At 71.9% G+C, this 17395-nt stretch carries 13 protein-coding genes and 1 pseudogene; 6 read left to right on the top strand and 8 right to left on the bottom strand.

Annotated elements, in window-relative coordinates; all coding sequences use genetic code 11:
- Positions 1–28: 28 nt before the first annotated feature.
- Positions 29–3022, top strand: a complete 2994-nt coding sequence (locus ACIBJB_RS38245) for a glycosyl hydrolase (RefSeq protein WP_398937933.1) — start codon at positions 29–31, stop codon at positions 3020–3022.
- A 39-nt stretch (positions 3023–3061) separates the two neighbouring features.
- Here the strand turns inward: ACIBJB_RS38245 and ACIBJB_RS38240 are convergent.
- Positions 3062–3693, bottom strand: a pseudogene (locus ACIBJB_RS38240) (class I SAM-dependent methyltransferase).
- A 98-nt stretch (positions 3694–3791) separates the two neighbouring features.
- On the opposite strand from ACIBJB_RS38240, the gene ACIBJB_RS38235 reads away from it, so the two are divergent.
- Positions 3792–4244, top strand: a complete 453-nt coding sequence (locus ACIBJB_RS38235; RefSeq protein ID WP_398937931.1) for a flavodoxin family protein — start codon at positions 3792–3794, stop codon at positions 4242–4244.
- Here ACIBJB_RS38235 and ACIBJB_RS38230 read toward each other — a convergent pair.
- Positions 4241–4984, bottom strand: coding sequence for a response regulator (locus tag ACIBJB_RS38230; RefSeq protein WP_398937928.1), 744 nt, complete (start codon positions 4982–4984; stop codon positions 4241–4243). The two genes, ACIBJB_RS38235 and ACIBJB_RS38230, sit on opposite strands and share 4 nt — an antisense overlap.
- A 60-nt stretch (positions 4985–5044) precedes the next feature.
- Positions 5045–6343, bottom strand: coding sequence for a sensor histidine kinase (locus ACIBJB_RS38225; RefSeq protein WP_398937926.1), 1299 nt, complete (start codon positions 6341–6343; stop codon positions 5045–5047).
- Positions 6344–6559: 216 nt separating this feature from the next.
- Here ACIBJB_RS38225 and ACIBJB_RS38220 point away from each other — a divergent pair, with 216 nt between their 5' ends.
- Both ACIBJB_RS38220 and ACIBJB_RS38215 read left to right on the top strand, forming a co-directional pair.
- The gene (locus ACIBJB_RS38220) at positions 6560–7252 is read left to right on the top strand and encodes an ABC transporter ATP-binding protein (RefSeq protein ID WP_398937924.1); all 693 of its coding nucleotides are present in this window, start codon (positions 6560–6562) and stop codon (positions 7250–7252) included.
- Positions 7249–9597 (top strand): ABC transporter permease, encoded by a 2349-nt coding sequence (locus tag ACIBJB_RS38215; RefSeq protein ID WP_398937922.1) that lies wholly within the window; start codon positions 7249–7251, stop codon positions 9595–9597. The genes ACIBJB_RS38220 and ACIBJB_RS38215 overlap by 4 nt, the downstream gene beginning before the upstream one ends.
- A gap of 3 nt (positions 9598–9600) precedes the next feature.
- On the opposite strand, the gene ACIBJB_RS38210 is transcribed toward ACIBJB_RS38215, so the two are convergent.
- Both ACIBJB_RS38210 and ACIBJB_RS38205 read right to left on the bottom strand, forming a co-directional pair.
- Positions 9601–10770, bottom strand: coding sequence for an alanine--tRNA ligase-related protein (locus ACIBJB_RS38210; protein WP_398937920.1), 1170 nt, complete (start codon positions 10768–10770; stop codon positions 9601–9603).
- Positions 10771–10979: 209 nt separating this feature from the next.
- The gene (locus ACIBJB_RS38205; protein ID WP_398937918.1) at positions 10980–11357 is read right to left on the bottom strand and encodes an ANTAR domain-containing protein; all 378 of its coding nucleotides are present in this window, start codon (positions 11355–11357) and stop codon (positions 10980–10982) included.
- Positions 11358–11560: 203 nt separating this feature from the next.
- On the opposite strand from ACIBJB_RS38205, the gene ACIBJB_RS38200 reads away from it, so the two are divergent.
- Positions 11561–12520, top strand: coding sequence for a helix-turn-helix transcriptional regulator (locus tag ACIBJB_RS38200; protein WP_398937916.1), 960 nt, complete (start codon positions 11561–11563; stop codon positions 12518–12520).
- A 95-nt stretch (positions 12521–12615) separates the two neighbouring features.
- Complete coding sequence (locus tag ACIBJB_RS38195) at positions 12616–14328, top strand: hypothetical protein (RefSeq protein ID WP_398937914.1); 1713 nt, start codon at positions 12616–12618, stop codon at positions 14326–14328.
- A gap of 63 nt (positions 14329–14391) precedes the next feature.
- Here ACIBJB_RS38195 and ACIBJB_RS38190 read toward each other — a convergent pair whose 3' ends face one another.
- From ACIBJB_RS38190 to ACIBJB_RS38180, 3 genes are all read right to left on the bottom strand, one after another.
- Positions 14392–15033 carry a cutinase family protein gene (locus ACIBJB_RS38190; protein WP_398937912.1) on the bottom strand — a complete coding sequence of 214 codons (642 nt, stop codon included), beginning with the start codon at positions 15031–15033 and terminating at the stop codon, positions 14392–14394.
- An 80-nt stretch (positions 15034–15113) separates the two neighbouring features.
- Entirely contained in the window at positions 15114–16346 is a 1233-nt protein-coding gene (locus ACIBJB_RS38185) for a PucR family transcriptional regulator (RefSeq protein ID WP_398937910.1), read from the bottom strand.
- 122 nt (positions 16347–16468) lie between these two features.
- On the bottom strand, positions 16469–17392 hold the full coding sequence (locus ACIBJB_RS38180; protein ID WP_398937907.1) for an alpha/beta hydrolase: 924 nt from the start codon (positions 17390–17392) through the stop codon (positions 16469–16471).
- Positions 17393–17395: the final 3 nt, after the last annotated feature.

The raw sequence follows: 17395 nt of genomic DNA, 5'->3' as shown, positions 1-17395 counted from the left end.
AAACGATTCAACCGTTTGGGGCGCCCACATGCATGAAGCCGACCCGCAGCACGACGGCATCTCCCGACGCGCGGTCCTGGCCGCCGGACTGACCGCGGGCGCCGCCCTGGCCCTGGGGGCGGGGGCCTCGTCAGCGGTGGCGGGGACGGGAACGGCGCCCGACTGGTTCGCGGCCCCCGCCCGCTCCGTACGGCCCCGGTTCCGCTGGTGGTGGCCGGACGGTCTCGTGGACCCGGACGAGATCGCCCGCGAGATCGACCAGATCGCGGACGCGGGCTTCGGCGGTGTGGAGATCGCCGCCGTCCACCACAGCATCAAGGACAAGTCGGTCCTGGACGCCGCACACCGCGGCTGGGGGAGCAGACCCTGGCGGGACGGCGTCGAGGCCGCGCTGCGCCGCGCGGCGAGATGGGGTCTCACCGTCGACCTCACCCTCGGCCCCAGCTGGCCCGTGGCCGTCCCCGGCCTCACGCCCGACGACGATGCCGCTGCCAAGGAACTCGCCTACGGCCGTGCCTCGTTGACAGGTGGGAGCACCTACCAGGGACCCGTCCCGCCGCCCGTCCACGCCGCGGCCGCGGGAGTGACCCGTCAACAGCTCCTCGCCGTCCAGGCCGCCCGGGTCGAGCCCGCCCACTCGACCCGCAAGGAGACCGGACTCGACCCGGACAGCGTCCAGGACCTCACCGCGACCGTCACCAACGGCGTGCTGACCTGGACCGCGCCCGAGGGCGGGGACTGGGTGCTCATCTCCTACTGGGTGCGCGGTTCGGGCCAGCAGCCCGAGTCCGGCCCCCACTCCGCCCCGGCCGCCTACGCCGTCGACCACTTCAGCCCGGCCGGCACCACCGCAGTCACCTCCTACTGGCAGGACCACCTGCTCACCCCCTCCGTGCGGCGCCTGCTGCGCGCCGCGGGCGGCTCCTTCTTCGAGGACTCCGTGGAGCTGGAGACCGACGGCCTGACCTGGACACCCCTGCTGCCCGAGGCCTTCGAGAAGCACACCGGACGGCCCCTGCTGCCGTACCTGCCCGCCCTCGTCCTGGACAACAGCAACCAGGTCTTCGCCTTCGAGGCCCAGTTCACCCGCCAGATTCGCCACGACTTCTGGGAGACCGTCTCCGGCCTCTTCAACCGCAACCACCTCACGGCCCTGCGGGACTGGGCGCACACCCTCGGCATGACCCTGCGCTCGCAGCCGTACGGCCTCCAGACGGACGCCATCGCCTCGGCCGCGCTCCTCGACATCCCCGAGGGGGAGTCCCTCGGTTTCAAGAACCTGGACGACTACCGCTGCCTGGCCGGGGGCCGGGACATGGCCGGGCGGCGAGTCCTGTCCTGCGAGGCGGGCGCCTACAACGGATCCGCGTACAGCACGACCTGGGACCGCTTCCTGCGCACCATGGGCGGCGCCTACGCCGCCGGCGTCAACCAGACCGTCGTGCACGGCTTCTCCTACGCCACCGCCCCCGGGGTGAACTGGCCGGGATTCGCCGCCTTCAGCCCGTACAACGGCACCGCCGGTTACGGCGAATCCTGGGGCCCGCGCCAGCCCACCTGGCGGCACGTCCAGGACATCTCCGGATACCTGGGCCGCGTCCACGAGGTGCTGCAGACCGGTACCGCCAGAGCGGACGTCGCCGTGTTCCGGCAGACCGGCTACACCGCCACCGGAATCGGCGCCTCCTGGTTCACGGCGACGGGCGTCCCGCTCGGCTGGACCCATCAGTTCCTCAGCGGACACCTCCTCGACCTGCCCTCCGCCACCGTCTCGGACGGCCGGCTCGCCCCCGACGGCCCTGCCTACAAGGCCCTGTTCGTCGAGGGCGACTTCTTCTACGGCTCCACCCCCACCCTTGCGGTCGAGGACGCCCGTAAGATCCTCGCCCTGGCCGAGGCGGGACTCCCCGTGGTCCTGTTCGGCGCCTTCGACCAGCCGCTGACTCCCGGCGTCCCCAACCAGGGGGAGACGGACCGGCTGCGCGACCTCCTCGCCCGGCTGCTCACGCTGCGCCACGTCGTCCGGGTCACCGACAAGGCCGCGGTCGGCGACGCCCTCGCCGGGCTCGGGGTGAGCGCCGACGTACGGCACGCCACCGCGTCCACGCTCCTCAACGCCCACCGGGTCACCGCCGACGCGGACTTCTACTACCTGTGCAACGGCAAGCACGCCGAGACGGTCAAGCCGCCCGTGGCCGCGATCGACCACGACGTCACCCTGCGCCGCACCCACGGCGGTCGGACCGTGCCGTATCTGCTCGATCCCTGGACCGGCGAGGCGGTCCGGCTCGCGCGCTACACCGAGGACGGGGCCGACATCACCCTGCGGGTCACGCTCCAGCCGGGGCAGACGATGATCGTCGCCCTCGGGCGGCCGGGGCTGTTCGGCGACCGCCAAGGCAGCAGTGCGCACGCCGAGGCGACCGACGCCGACGCGGTGCTGTTCACCGAGCGAGGGCTGACCCTGCGCGCCCGCACCGCCGGTACCTGGACCACACGCCTGTCGCAGGGCCGCACCGCCACCACCAGGACCCCCGCCGTGCCCGCGCCGATCACACCGGCCCGCTGGGAACTGGACGTCGAGGACTGGTACCCGGGCCCGGACGCCACCCGGACCGCACACGTCCGGCGCAGCCTCACCCTCGAGACGCTGCGGCCCTGGTCGCAGATCCCCGAGCTGGCCGACTCCGCGGGCATCGGCCGGTACCGCACCACGGTCACCCTGCCGGCCGACTGGACGTCGTCCCACGGCGCCGAGTTGGAGCTGGGGCAGGTCAGCGACACCTTCTGGGTGAGCGTCAACGGCAGGCGCCTGCCCGCGGCCGACCGGCTCCACCCCGTCGTCGACCTCGGCCCCTTCCTGCGGCGCGGTGCGAACACGCTGGAGATCGAGGTGGCGACCCCGCTCATCAACCGGCTCAGGGTCGCGCAGCCCACGGTGTTCGGCGGGGTCGCCCGCCAGGACCACGGTCTGGTCGGCCCGGTGAGACTGGTTCCGTATGTGCAGGCTGCCGTGCGCTGACCGACGAAGGGCGCGCCCGGCCCGTGCCGGGCGCGCTCGTTACGCGGGAAGCCCGCAGTACAGGAACAGATGCGGTTCGGTGGCGCCTTCGGGATGGTCCGGGGTGAACTCCACGGCCTGCTCGTGCTCCACAGTCAGACCCGCGTCACGCACCACGGCCACCATGTCCTCCGCGGCGAAACTCGTGGCCCGGACGGGCTGGCCCATGAACTCGACCGCCAGATCCTCCACGTCCACGGGCACGGTGGCGAACACCAGGCTCCCGCCCGGCCGCAGGGCCGCGCCACCCGCCCCAGCACCTCCGACTGCTCCGCCCGGGTCATCTGGAGCAGCGAGAAGTACACGCACACTGCGTCGAACGAGTCGTCCTCCAGCGGCAGTTCACGGATGTCCGCGTGGCGGAACACGGCCTGCGGCACCTGCCGGCCGGCCAGCTCGACCATGACGGGCGAGACGTCCACGCCCAGCACCTCGTGACCCGCGGCCACCAGCGTCGACGCCGTGGGGCGGCCGGTTCCGCTGCCGACGTCCAGGATCCGGCTGCCGGGGCCGAGCCTCCCGAGCAGCCACTCCAGGGACGCCAGGTGAGCCTCCGAACGCGCGAACGCCTTCTCGTACGTCAGCCCCAGCGCGTCGAAGACCTCCGCTGCCGGCTGCCCTTTGTCGGCCACGACCTGCTCCCCCCTCGCGGTGTCCGGGCATAGTAGCCCGGCCGTGCCCGACCCCGGCACGGCTTGCGGACGAAGGCCGAGGCGGGCAGGGTTCCACCGTGGCCATCCTGCTGATCGTGCATCACACACCCTCGCCCCACTGCCAGGCGATGTTCGAAGCCGTCGTCTCCGGTGCGACGGCGCCGGAGATCGAGGGCGTCCGTGTCGTACGCCGCGCGGCCCTGTCCGCCACGGCCTCGGACGTGCTGGAGGCGGACGGCTACCTGCTGGGCACCCCGGCCAACCTCGGGTACATGTCCGGAGCCCTCAAGCACTTCTTCGACCAGGTCTACTACCCTTGCCTCGACGAGACGCGCGGCCGTCCGTTCGGCGTCTACGTGCACGGCGGCAACGACGTCACCGGAGCCCTGCGCGGCATCGAGTCGATCACGACGGGTCTCGGCTGGCGCGGTGCGGCCGACCCGGTGACCGTCACCGGCGAACCGGCCAAGGCCGACATCGAGGCGTGCTGGGAGCTGGGGGCGACGGTCGCGGCAGGACTGATGTCCTAGCTGTCGCGGAGGGCGCCGTCCGCGGTGCCGCCCGGTGTGATCAGCCCGCTCTCGTAGGCGAGGACCACCGCCTGGACGCGGTCGCGCAGGTCCAGCTTCGACAGGATCCGGCCGATGTGTGTCTTCACCGTCGTCGGACTGAGGAACAGCCGCTCCGCCAGCTCGGCGTTACTGAGGCCCGTCGCCAGCAGCCTCAGCACCTCCAGTTCACGTGGCGTCAGCCCGGACAGGTCCCGGAGTGGGCCGGCCGAGGGAGCGGCCTCCTCACGCCGGGCGAAGCGCTCGATCAGACGGCGGGTGATCGTGGGCGCCAGCAGGGCGTCGCCGGACCGCACCAGCCGTATCGCGGCCACCAGATGCTCGGGCGTGACGTCCTTGAGGAGGAAGCCGCTGGCCCCGGCGGTGAGCGCGGCGTAGACGTAGTGGTCGAGGTCGTACGTGGTCAGGATGATCACCCGGATCTCGCCCGCGGTGTCGTCGGCGAGGATCCGCCGCGTGGCCTCGATGCCGTCCATGCCCGGCATCCGGATGTCCATGAGGACGACGTCGGGGCGGGTGCGCCGGACCGCGGCGACCGCCTCCGCCCCGTCCGCCGCCTCCGCCGTCACCTCGATGCCGTCCGCGCTCAGGATCATCCCGAACCCGGTCCGTACGAGCGCCTGATCGTCGGCGATGACGGCCCGCAGCCTGTGGTCGTTCACGCCGGTCACACCGGTCACACCGTTCACTTCGTCAGTCAACGCAGCCCCTCCGCGCCCATGCGCTGTGCGAAGCTGCCCGCCCCGCCGACCCGTCGCCGCTCACACCGTCCGCCACGGCACCTCCGCCCTGATCCGGAAGCCCCCGGCGAGGGGCGGGCCGGCCGTCAGTTCGCCGCCGTAGACCGCGAGGCGCTCCCGCAGACCGATCAGTCCGCGGCCGTTCCCGTCCGCGGGCACCCCGTCGCGGACTCCGCCGGTGTCCGTGACCTCGATCTCCAGCCGGTCACCGGACCAGCCGACGGTGACGACTGCCTCGGCGCCGGGCGCGTGCTTGATGGTGTTGGTCAGCGCCTCCTGGACCACCCGGTACGCCGTGAGGTCCACGCCGGGCGGCAGCGGTTCCGGGGGCAGCGAGACCGCGACCCCGACCGGTGTCCCGGCGGCCCGCACCCGGTCGATCAGCGCGTCCAACTGCCCGAGCCCCGGCTGCGGTTCGAGGCCGTCGGCGGGGGAGTCCGGGCGGCCGGTGTCCGGCGCCGCCAACAGGCCCATCACATGCCGGAGTTCGGCCATCGCGGCCCGGCCCCCGGCCTCGACGGCGAGCAGCGCCTCCTTGGACCGCTCCGGGGCCGCGTCCATGACCTTGCGCGCGGCGCCCGCCTGGATGACCATCACGCTCACATTGTGGGTCACGACGTCGTGCAACTCGGCGGCGATCCGCGCCCGTTCCTCCTCCACGGCCCGGCGCGTCGTCTCCTCGTGCGCCCGCTCCAGCGCCGTGAACCGGTCGCGGCTGGCCGCAAGCCGCCGTCGCCCCGACCGGACCACGGTGGCCAGCACCCCGGCCACCAGCAGCACCACCCCGGGACTCGACCAGCCGGGCAGCACCGGCTGCGTCGACCGGAAGGCCACGCCGGCAAGGACTGCGGCGACGACGAGGCCGACCATCGCGCCCGCCCGGTGCCGGCTGTGCATCACCGCGCTGTAGGTGCCGATGACGCAGGTCAGCACGTTGATCCAGGAGGCGTCGTCGCCGATGGCCAGCCCCGCGCAGAGCACCACGGCGAACACGGTCAGCGGAAACCGCCGCCGTGCCGCCAGCGGCAGTGCCGACAGCACGATCAGTCCCCAGGGCGGTGAGGAGAACAGCGGCTCGATCCGCCCGCCCGGCAGAACGGGAGGCCGGGGCGGAACCGGCGCCCCGAACTCCATCTTCGACACCTGTACCGGCCCGTCACCGGGATAACGCGACGCCACCACCAGCGCGACCACCGTCAGCAGCACGGCCAGCAGCACGTCGAAGCACACAGAACGCCGTGACAGCCCAGCGCCCTTCGCCTCCGGCCGCAGCGCGACACGCACCTGCCGTAGCCATCGGTGCAGGTCTTCCGTCCCCATGAGCACATTCTGCGGTCCCGTGCCCGGCCGCGCGTCCGTCTCGACGACCAACCCGCCCTCCCATGGGTGTACTTCGCAGGGATGACCCCCGGCCGGCTCCTCCGTGCGGAGGGCCGTATGTCGGTGCCTCGGCCGACGCGCCCGCACCCCGCCCGCCCGTACCTTCGCCACGCCGACAAGGACACGACCCGACGACCGACAGGACGGGCACCTCCCATGACCGCAGTGATCGAACTGAAGGGCGTGGCCAAGCGCTACGACAACGCCGGCGCACCCGCGCTCGGACCGCTCGACCTCTCCGTCGCCCAGGGTGAGGCCCTCGCCGTGACCGGTCCCTCCGGCAGCGGCAAGTCCACGCTGCTGAACCTCGTCGCGGGACTCGACAAGCCGACCGAGGGAACCGTGACCGTCGCCGGGCAGCAGGTGGACCGGCTCGGTGAGCACGCCCTGGCCCGGTTCCGCCGGGAACGGATCGGCATGGTCTTCCAGTTCTTCAACCTCCTCGACGACCTCACCGTCCTCGACAACATCCAGCTTCCCGCCCAGCTCGCCGGAGGCTCACGGCGTAAGACGGAGGGCCGGGCGCGGGAGCTCATGGAGGTTCTCGGCATCCAGAAACACGCCCGCGCCTACCCGGGCCGCCTCTCCGGCGGCGAACGCCAACGTGTCGCCGTCGCCCGGGCGTTGGTGAACCGGCCCGCGCTGCTGCTGGCCGACGAGCCGACCGGCGCCCTCGACAGCGCCTCGGGCCAGGACGTCAGGGACCTGCTGGTCGACCTGCACCGCGGCGGCCAGACCATCGTGCTCGTCACCCACGACCCGGCCCTGGCCGAGGCCTGCGCGAGCCGCACCGTCCACTTGGTCGACGGCCATGTCGCCCTCGACTCGCGCGCGGAGGCCGTGCGATGACCGGACCGCTCCTGCGTGTCGTCCGCTCCGGAGTGGGCCGGCGCCGCGTGCAGACCGTCGTCATCGCCATCGCCACGATGATGGCCGTGGCGGCCGCCGTGGTCGCCGGTTCCCTCATGGTCGTCTCGAACGCGCCCTTCGACCACGCCTTCGCCGCGCAGAAGGGCGCCCACCTCACCGCCGAGTTCGACCCGGCCAAGGTGACCGCCGAACAGCTCGGGGCCACCGGGCGGCTGGACGACGTCACCGCGAGCGCGGGGCCGTACCCCTCCACGGTCATCGAGGCGACGGACTCGTCCGGCCATCGGCCCCCGGCCATGGCCCTGGTCGGACGCACCGGTCCGCACGCGGACGTCGACGACCTGGACCTCACGTCCGGCCGGTGGGTGAGGAAACCGGGCGAGGTCGTGCTGAGCTCCTCCTACCAGGGGCCCGCCTTCGAGCTGGGCGACACCCTGACAGTCTCCGACACGACGCTCACGGTCGTCGGTTTCGCCACCTCGGCCAGCAAGACCGCCGACCTGTGGTCAACTCCCGCACAAGTCAGGGCCCTTGCCTCCGAGGAACACCCCGTCACCAGCCAGATGCTGTACCGCTTCGACTCGGCGGGCTCGAAGGGCGACATCGCCGCCGCCCGCAAGAAGCTCCTCGCCGCCGTCCCGTCCGGTGCGCTACTCGGCACCCGGTCCTACCTCGACACCAAGCGCGCCGCCGACCAGGGCGCCGCCCCGACCATCCCGTTCCTGGTCGCCTTCGGGGTCCTCGGCATCGTCATGTCCGTGATCATCGTCGGCAGCGTCATCAGCGGCGCGGTCGGCACCAGCCTGCGCAGGATCGGCATCCTCAAGGCCATCGGTTTCACCCCGCGCGAAGTCGTCCGCGCCTACGTGGCCCAGGCGCTCATCCCGGCAACGGTGGGCATCGCGCTCGGAGTCGTCCTCGGCAATCTCCTGGCCGTCCCACTCCTCGACGACACCGAGCAGGCGTACGGCACCGCCACCCTGTCCGTCGCCTGGTGGGTGGACGTGGTGGTGCCCGCCGGCGCGCTGCTGGTGGTCGGGATCGCGGCCTTCGTCCCCGCGCTGCGGGCCGGGCGGCTGCGCACGGTCGAGGCCATCGCCGTCGGCAGGGCCCCGCGCACCGGACGCGGTCAGTGGGCGCACCGCGCGGCGGGACGGCTGCCGCTGCCCAGGGCGGTGACCTACGGTCTCGCCAGTCCCTTCGCGCACCCGGTCCGCACCCTCGCGATGCTGCTCGCCGTGGCGTTCGGCACGATCGCGGCGACCTTCGCCGTCGGCCTCACCTCCTCGCTGAACGAGGTCAGCTCGATACAGGACCCCGAGAACCGTTCCGCGGTCACCGTCTTCACCGGCGGTCCGTCCGTCGCGGGCGGCGAGCACGTCCCCGCACCGGGCTCCCCGGAGCCCGAGCCGGCCGACCCGGCGCAGGTGAGCGCCGCCATCAAGGCACAGTCGGGCACCGCCTCGTACTACGGCATGGGCCAGCGGGACGCCACCGTGGCCGGGGTCTCCGGAACCGTCCGGGCGACCCTCTACCAGGGCGACTCCCGGCGGGGCGGCTACGCCATGATCTCCGGGCACTGGCTCACCGGCGCGGGCCAGGTCGTCGTGCCCGGCCAGTTCCTGGAGACCACCGGCACCGAGATCGGCGACACCGTACGCGTGACCGTCGGAAAGGAGACGGCCGTCCTGCGGATCGTCGGCGAGGCCTTCGGAACTTCGGACGACGTGCTGGAGATCCAGGCGAGCGCCGCGGACTTCCCCGCGACCCGGCCGCAGGTGTTCCTCGTCGACGTGAAACCGGGCGTCTCCGCGGTCACGTACGCCGAGAAGCTCGCCGCGCGGGTCGAGCCCCTCGGCGCCGACGCCCGGGCCAACTCGCCTTCCGAGCAGGACAACTTCGTGCTCATCCTGAACACGATGGCCGCGCTCCTCACCCTGATGCTGGTGTCCGTCGCGGGCCTCGGCGTCCTCAACTCCGTCGTCCTGGACACCCGGGAGCGCGTCCACGACCTGGGCGTGTGCAAGGCGCTCGGCATGTCGCCCCGGCAGACCGTGAGCCTCGTCCTCGCCTCGGTGGCCGGCATCGGCGTGCTCGGCGGTCTCGTCGGCGTCCCCGCCGGATACGCCCTGCACGGATTCGTGCTCCCGGTGATGGGACACGCGGCCGGCACCGGCCTGCCCAGGTCCGTCCTTGACGTCTACGACACCCCGCAGCTGCTTCTGCTGGGCCTGGCCGGTCTCGTCATCGCCCTGCTGGGCGCGCTGCTCCCGGCGGGCTGGGCGGCGAAGTCCCGCACGGCGACGGCTCTGCGCACGGAGTAGCCGTCACCCCTCTCGGCGCAGGCTGAGAACCAGGTCGCGGGGCAGGCCGTGGGTGTCGTGGAGGTACTCGTAGTCCTCCTCGCTGAGCGGCCCCCGGTACCGCGGCCCGGACAGCAGACGTCGACCGCGCTCCAGCAGCCTGTCGAACCGGCGTTCCTCCTCCAGCAGCACGTCACGGACGAAATCTGTCCCGCAGGTCTGCCGGAAGTGGTCCAGCGTGTGCTGGAGGAGTTCCACCGGAAGGTCGGAGAGGGTGCGGGACGGGTTGTCGCGCCGCAGGGTGGTGAGCAGGCGGCGGACGACGCGGCGCAGGACGTAACCGCGGCCGGTGTTGGAAGGCCGTACCCCGTCACCGATCACGACGACACCGGAGCGCAGATGGTCGCAGACCAGACGCAGCGACGGCTCGTCGAGCCGCCACAGGGGAGGCAGGAGTCTCATCCATGGCTCGAACAGGTCGGTGTCGTAGACCGAGTCATGGCCCTGCAGGATGGTGACCAGGCGCTCCAGCCCCATGCCCGTGTCGATGCTCGGACGGTCGAGAGGCTGCAGAGAGCCGTCCTCCAGGCGGCGGTACCGCATGACGACGTGGTTCCAGATCTCCACCCACCGCGGGTCCGTGGTGGGAGTGCCCCGGGGTGGGGTGCCGCCGGTCCACACGAAGATCTCCGAGTCGGGTCCGCAGGGGCCGACGGGCCCGTTGGACCACCAGTTGTCCTCCCCCGTGAGTTCTACGGGCACATCCAACTCTTCCCAGGTGCGCAGGGATTCGAGGTCGGGGCCCACCTGGTCGTCACCACCGAAGACCGTGACGTGGAGTCTCTCCCGGGGGATGCCGAAACCGTCGCGGAGCAGCTCGTGGCCCCAGCGCAGGCTCTGCGAGTGGCCGTAGTCGCCGAGCGACCACGAGCCGAGCATCTCGAACACCGTCAGGTGGGTGGAGTCGCCGATCTCGTCGAGATCGGTGGTGCGCAGACAGCGCTGCACATTGACGAGACGGCGGCCCCGGGGATGCGGGCGGCCCTCCAGGTAGGGAGTGAGCGGATGCATGCCCGAGGTGGTGAAGAGCACCGGGTCGCCGGGCGGTGGCAGCAGTGTGCTGCCGGTGATCAGGTGGTGTCCGCGCTCGCGGTAGAAGTCGGTGAAGACGCGTACGGTCCGGTCCGTGTCCATGGCAGTGGTCCTTCGGTCTCGTGGGACCGGAAACGACCGCGGGAACAGAGGGCGACCAGAGATCCTGCACCGGCGGTCCGTTTCCGGCCGCCGGGGAGTGGGGGAGGTCAGGCGTCGGCAGCCGGCGAGCTGGTCGCTCGCGCGGCTGCGGTGTGGGTACAGCTGCTGATCTCCATACGGTCAACGGTACGCACAGGTGTCCCGGCTCGTCACGGGGATTTCCCGGAGGGGGCGCCGCCGTAGGCCTTGCACCGCTGCTCCTGCCACTGCCGTATCAACGACCGGCCTCCGTGCGCCGCGCGCGCCTCGGTCAGCGCGATGCGCAGTGCTGGGCGGATCTCCGCCGGCAGGCTGCCCAGCTCGGGCCAGCGCACGACGTGCTGGGCGACGTCCCGCAGCTTGGTGTTGGTGCGCTGGGACACGGCCTTGAGGACCTCCCAGCCCTGGTCGGGACGGAGACCGCTGAGGGCGAGGACGACACCGATCGCCTGATCCACGACGGCGTGAGAGACGAGGGCCTGCCGCAGCTGGGCGATTTCCTCCTGGAGCTCTTCGATCTTCTCGACCAGCTCTTCGCGTTGCGTCATGTACAGCCTGTCGCCCTCTCCTCTGTCGCCGGCGACTTCCGCGGCCGCCGCCCGTCCAGCCTGGACGGATGGTCCCGTCCGTGACGAGTCACCGGACGCACACCCTGTGACCTGGCAGGACAGAAAACGAAACGGGACCGGCAGCATCGCGGCATTCGCGGGTAGGTGCGCATGAGGAGCGGAGAGTGGGAGGACCTGGCGCGATGGAGACGCTGACGTTCGACAGCGACGATCTGGACCGGACCGAGGAGTTCCTCAACCATGCCTACGCGAGGATGCGCATCGGCAACGGCAGCCCGGACAGCAGCCGGGCGCGGATCCACCGCAGCGCCATCGACTCGGTCAGCGTCGACGAGGTCGACTTCGACTTCGACATGAGCTACGCCGTGACCCCGCTGGGCCGGATCTGCCTGTGCGTGATCCACGAGGGCACCATCGAGGACCACGTCTACCAGGGTGTCTCGGACTCCTTCGGCCCCGGCGATGTGGTGTCCTTCGCCCCGCCCGAGCTGTCCTACGCGGGCCGTGTCCACGCGGCCCGCTACAACTTCACCATGCTGAACCCGGAGCTGCTCACCCAGGTCGCGGCGACCGCGGACACCAGGCGCCCGGAACCGGTCCGGCTCACCGGGCACCGACCGGTCAGCCCCGCAGCCGGCGACCGGCTGCGGGCGACCATCCGCTATGTGCAGGACCACGTCCTGGCGGACGCCGCCGTCGCCGACGAGCCGCTGGTGGCCTCCACCGCCGCCCAGCACCTGGCCGCGGCCGTCCTGGCCACCTTCCCCAACACCGCGTCCACCGACCCCACCGGCCCCGACCGCCAGGACGCCCACCCCGCCGCCCTGCGCCGCGCCCTCGCCTACATCGACGACCACGCCGACCGGCCCCTCACCGTCGCCCAGATCGCGCAGGCGGCCCACATCAGCGTCCGCGCGCTCCAGTACGCCTTCCGCCGTCACCTGGACAGCACCCCGCTCGCGTACGTCCGCCGGGTCCGCCTGTCCCACGCCCACGCCGAGCTGGTGGCCGCCGACCCCGAGGACGGTGCCACGGTCACCGACATCGCCGCCCGCTGGGGCTTCTCCCACCCGGGCCGCTTCGCGACCCTGTACCGGCACACCTACGACCGCTCACCACGCCGTACCCTGCGCGACGGCTGAGGTCGCTCTGCGGCTGGTGACAAAGCGTCCACCGGGCCCTGCGTTCTTGTGAGCAACTCCCGAGGGCGTGGCCCGCGCCGCCCTACGGTCCCAGCATGAAAACGAGTCGCAGCAGAGGAAGCGGATGGCGCACCGCAGCGCTGGCGGTGCTGCTGACCACCGGGGCGTTCACCGTCTCGTCACCGGACGCCCAGGGAGACAGCGCGAGAACCGAGACGGCCGTGGCCACGAGCGCCGGCGTCACCGAGACCGTGGTGCGGGTGAAAGCCCCCCTGCCCGCGTCGTTCGGCGCCCGGCCCGCGGCGTGCGACTGGCTGTCGTATCTGCGCTACCGGTCCGCCGACGGCCCCGCCGCCTCGGCGGACGCCGACCGGATCCTGGTCGCCCAGCCAGGCATCCTGGAGGGCGCCGGAGCCTTCGACAGCGTCGCCCGCAACACCGTGACCCGCGCCGCCGAGCAGGGCCGCCACATCGAGTTCTGGGCCCTGGACCGGCGCTCCAACTGCCTGGAGGACCGTACCGGAATCGCCTCCGGCGACCAGCACACGGCCGTCGACTACTACTACCGCGGCAAACAGGTCGAGGGCCGCACCTTCGCCGGGTTCGTCGGCAACGACAAGCTCGGGTGGATGGCGAAGCTCGGCATCGAGCAGACCGTACGCGACGAATACACCCTGCTCGCCGCCGAGTTGCCCGACCAGGCCGTCCGCAAGGACAAGGTGCTGTGCGGCGGCCACTCGCTCGGCGGTGTCATCACCGGGTACTTCGCCGCCGCCGACTTCGACGGCAATCCCGCCACCACCGCCGACGCCGGACACAACCAGTGCGCCGGCTACTTCGCCCTCGACACGACCGTCTCCACCTCGCTCGCCGACCTGAGCGGCAGCATGCCGGACGACACCAACCTGCCGGACGTGGGCCTCGGTTACGGCGTCGTCCAGGCCGGACTCGACAGCGGACTGCTCCCGCGCTCGCTGTCGGCGCCCGTCCTGCTCAACCCCGAGACCATGACCCTGCTCGCCATCGCGGGCGTGGGTGCCCTGCAGGATCCGGGCGGCGAGGCCGACCTGCCGAGTTACCTGCCGGCCAACACCAACATCGAGGCCACCAACCGCTTCCTGTTCTCCAAGGACACCGCCACCTTCCTCACCGGCTCACCCGCGGTGAAGGACTTCCGGCTCACCAACCAGGCGATCCTCGGTTCGCTGATGGACGACCAGTCCGTGCCGCTCGCGTTCCTCCAGAGCAGCGTGGGCTTCTTCGACGGCGGGCCCATCACCGACAAGAACTTCCCCGCGGCCAACGGGAGTTCGTCGCAGCCGGGCCTCTTCGGCACCGAGTACAAGGCCATCCCGGCCGTGCCCCACGGCCCGCTGTACACCTGGCGCACCTACGACCGGGTCGGCGATCCGGACGACCCCGGGTACCGGTCCTCGGACGGGACGCCGTTCACCAACGCGGGCAAGGAGGTCACCGACATCCAGGAGCTGGCGCGCAGCATGGCCGCGCAGCCGCTGGACTTCACGGAGCAGTACTTCCCGACCAAACTCGTCACCGACATCGAACTGGCCACCTCCCCGCAGGTGAAGCGGCTCGTCATGCACCCCGACGGGCTCACCGCCAACCCGACGCTCACGGTCCTCGCGGGCGACGGACTGCTCGCCGGTCGGGCCCCGGCCGACCTGCACCCCGTCATCGCGGACGGTTACCAGCACCTCGACGTGCTGACCGCGGCGCCGGTACAGAACAACGGCCGTCCCGAGCCGGTGTCCACCGCCCTCACGGAATTCGCCCGCACACCTCGATAGCCCGACCGCATGGGGAAGGGCCCGGGAGGAAAACTCCTCCCGGGCCCTTCCTTACGCCGTCGCTCAGACCTTGCCCGCGGCGAAGGTCGCCGCCGCGTCGGCGTTCGCCGTGTAACCGAGGTGCGCCAGCGTGTCGTTGCCGCCCGCTTCGCAGACGGGGTCACCCTTGGCACAGAAGTCGATGGTGCGGCTCTGGTACGTGCCGGTGACGCTCTTGCCGATCGCCCGGATCGGGTTGCCGAACAGCAGCACCGCGGCCACCCGTGACTCCAGCGCGGCGGGAATGGTGGCCACGATGGGACTGCCGACCACCGCACCGGCGCTGCTGATGCCGATGGAGTTGTCGACGACATTCGCGCCCTGCGAATAGCCGACCAGAACGAAACGCTGATTCGGACAGGCGGCCGCCTGGCTGTTCACGTGGTTCACCAGGTCCCTGTTGCCCTGCGCGGCCGAGGTGAGGGAAAGGTCCGCGGGGTAGTTCACCTTGTAGCTGCTCACATTCTTGCCCGTGAGTTTCTTCTGGAGAGCGGAGTACACCGGGTCACCGACGATCAGGCCGAGGTTGCCCGGCTCGAACGTGCCGCGAGCGGCGACGACGTCGATGTCCGAGCAGGCCGCGGCGGATGCCTGTGGTGCCGAGACGGTGGCCACACCGGCTCCGCCGACCAGCGAGAGCGCGGCGAGGTACAAGCGAATACGCATGGGGATCCTTTGAGGGTGGGGCGTGTGATACGCCTGCGGAAAGGACGTCCCGAAACTTATTCGCTTGACCGTGCCTGGTGTTATGGACGGGAATTCAAGAATTCCTCGTTCTTTTGTGCCGTGGTGAGTGCCAGAATGAGATCCAGACGGGCGCCTGGATCGTGCAGCGCGTCACCGAATACCTTCTCCAGCTGACGCAGCCGATAACGCACCGTCTGCGGATGGACATGGAGACGGGCGGCCACGTCGGGCACATTGCTGCCGCTGAGCAGCCACGCCAGCAGCGTCTCGGCGAGCCGCTCGCGCTGCCCCTCCGAGACCGCCTCGAGCGGTGCGAGGGCCCGCGCCCGCAGCTGGTGGAGCATCGGCTCGTCGCTGTGCAGCAGCAGGGTCGACAAGTGGTCCGCGCAGCGCACCACCCCCTGCCGGGGTAGGATGCCGCGCCCCATCAGCCCCAGCGCCCGGGTGGCCCAGCGCAGCGACTGGGCGGCCTCGGCGAGCGGCACCGTCGGCCCGATCGCGGCCGGCCGCCCGCGCAGCGCGAGACTGAACGCCCGGCCCCCGAAGCGGCCGGAGCCGTCCGGGTCGGGGATCAGCATCCGCGGCGGCCGCGACTCCATGTCCACAAGGGCCCCGGCGGCGGCCAGCGGCCACTCCTCGTCCCGCTGGTCCGGCGTGGCCGCGAGCGCGACCACCGCGACCTGCCTGGGCACCGACCACCGGGCACCGTGCGCCAGGTCCTGCACCGCCGCCGGCGCGACCGGCCCCTCGCCGAGCAGCAGGTCCAGCAGGCGTCTGCGGCGCCGCTCCAACTCGTCCGTGTTGTGCGCGCGTGCCTCGGAGTACCCGGCAGCGGCCGCCTCCGCGACCTCGTGCACGGTGCGGAAGGCGAGCTCGCCCAGCGCCGTGACCACCGCGGAGTCGAGGCCGAGTTGCTCGGCCGTACGGCCCATGAGGCGCCAGGCGTGCAGACCGCCGACCCGCAGCGCGGACTGCAACGCGTCCAGGCTGCGTCCCTCCAGGGCCTCACCGCGCCCGAGTTCGTAGTAGGTCGCCGCGATCGCGTCCCCGCGGCCGCGTGGGTCGGCGATGTGGTCGACGAACAGGGTCAGCGCCTGCACCACACCGGCTCTGAGGTTCTCGCGGTAGGTTCCGTCGGCCGGTCGCGCGTACTCGGGCACCTGTCGGCGGACCTCCTCCTCGACCTCGTCGGCGACCTCCTCCAGTTGGGCGCGCAGCAGTTCGGCCAGGTCGGGTGGGACCGCGGCGGCGCCGTGGCCCTCCGGGACGCCGTGCGGGGCGGGGGTGGCCAAGGGGGGCCCTCCTTTCACCCGGAAGCGGCTCACCCGCGGGCTGTTGCCCGTGGGGCGAGGGGTAAGTCCTGTGTTGGACGGACGACCCCTGCGTTGCGTTCCGTGTCCCGACGGTACCGACATCACTGCGGCACCCCCAGCCCTCGGGCGAGCATCGGCCACGAGGCGGTGAACTCCTGCTTCCAGTAGGCCCAGCTGTGCCCGCCTCCTGCGTAGAAGTGTGTGGTGACCGGGATGCGCTGCAGCGCGAGCGTGTCGGTGAAGCTGTGGGCGGAGGGCCACAGGGCGCTCTCCAGGGCCTCGGGCAGCCAGTCACCCGTGCCTCCCGCCAGCCCGCTGCCGCTGGAGACGTACAGGGCGGTGCCGCGCAGTCCCGCGGCCCGGGTCCGCGGGTTGAAGTCGCGCCAGGTGAGCAGGTTGAGGAACGGATTGCCCCACAGCGACGTGGGCACCAGGTTCTCGCGGGCCACGATGGCGTCCATCAGGGTGGGGACACCGGGCGCCATGGTGTCGAGGATCCCGCTGTAGGAGGCCGCCGCGGTGAACATGCCCGGGTGCCGGGCCGCGTGCGCCATGGCGCCGTAGCCGCCGGTGGACACCCCCGCGACGACCCGCACCCCGGAGGCCCGGTAGTCGCGGGCGAGCAGCGCCGGAACCTCCTGCAGCTGGAAGGTCTCGTAGTCGGGCCCGCCGCGCCAGGCGGTGGGAATCCCGGTGGGCCCCGCGTCGGGCATCGCCACGATCAGGTCCCGGCCCTCGGTGAAGGCCTCGATGTCCGTCTCGCGCGTCCAGGACGTGTAGTCGTCGTGGGCGCCGTGCAGCAGATACAGCACGGGGTAGGTGCGGGTGGGCTGCGAGCCGAACCCCGACGGCAGGATCAGCCGCACCGGCGCACTGCGGCCCAGGGCGGCGGAGGACACGGACACGTCGACGGTGCGTGACCCCAGTGCGGCGGCGGTCCGGGCGCCGAACAGGACGGCCAGACCGGCACCGGCCGCGGCCTTGGTGACGGTACGTCGGGACACTCCGGTGGTGCGACGGTGCATGGC

Source organism: Streptomyces sp. NPDC050759, assembly GCF_044456945.1.
Taxonomy (GTDB): Bacteria; Actinomycetota; Actinomycetes; order Streptomycetales; family Streptomycetaceae; genus Streptomyces.
The sequence above is the reverse complement of the archived record's forward strand: the minus strand, read 5'-3'. Positions and strand labels throughout refer to the sequence as shown.

What these genes read in the sequence shown, in the direction of transcription:
- ACIBJB_RS38190 (WP_398937912.1), bottom strand. Translation starts at nt 15,033, where the DNA reads ATGCGTATTCGCTTGTACCTCGCCGCGCTCTCGCTGGTCGGCGGAGCC.
- ACIBJB_RS38195 (WP_398937914.1), top strand. Translation starts at nt 12,616, where the DNA reads ATGAAAACGAGTCGCAGCAGAGGAAGCGGATGGCGCACCGCAGCGCTG.
- ACIBJB_RS38245 (WP_398937933.1), top strand. Translation starts at nt 29, where the DNA reads ATGCATGAAGCCGACCCGCAGCACGACGGCATCTCCCGACGCGCGGTC.
- ACIBJB_RS38200 (WP_398937916.1), top strand. Translation starts at nt 11,561, where the DNA reads ATGGAGACGCTGACGTTCGACAGCGACGATCTGGACCGGACCGAGGAG.
- ACIBJB_RS38180 (WP_398937907.1), bottom strand. Translation starts at nt 17,392, where the DNA reads ATGCACCGTCGCACCACCGGAGTGTCCCGACGTACCGTCACCAAGGCC.
- ACIBJB_RS38220 (WP_398937924.1), top strand. Translation starts at nt 6,560, where the DNA reads ATGACCGCAGTGATCGAACTGAAGGGCGTGGCCAAGCGCTACGACAAC.
- ACIBJB_RS38215 (WP_398937922.1), top strand. Translation starts at nt 7,249, where the DNA reads ATGACCGGACCGCTCCTGCGTGTCGTCCGCTCCGGAGTGGGCCGGCGC.
- ACIBJB_RS38205 (WP_398937918.1), bottom strand. Translation starts at nt 11,357, where the DNA reads ATGACGCAACGCGAAGAGCTGGTCGAGAAGATCGAAGAGCTCCAGGAG.
- ACIBJB_RS38210 (WP_398937920.1), bottom strand. Translation starts at nt 10,770, where the DNA reads ATGGACACGGACCGGACCGTACGCGTCTTCACCGACTTCTACCGCGAG.
- ACIBJB_RS38225 (WP_398937926.1), bottom strand. Translation starts at nt 6,343, where the DNA reads ATGGGGACGGAAGACCTGCACCGATGGCTACGGCAGGTGCGTGTCGCG.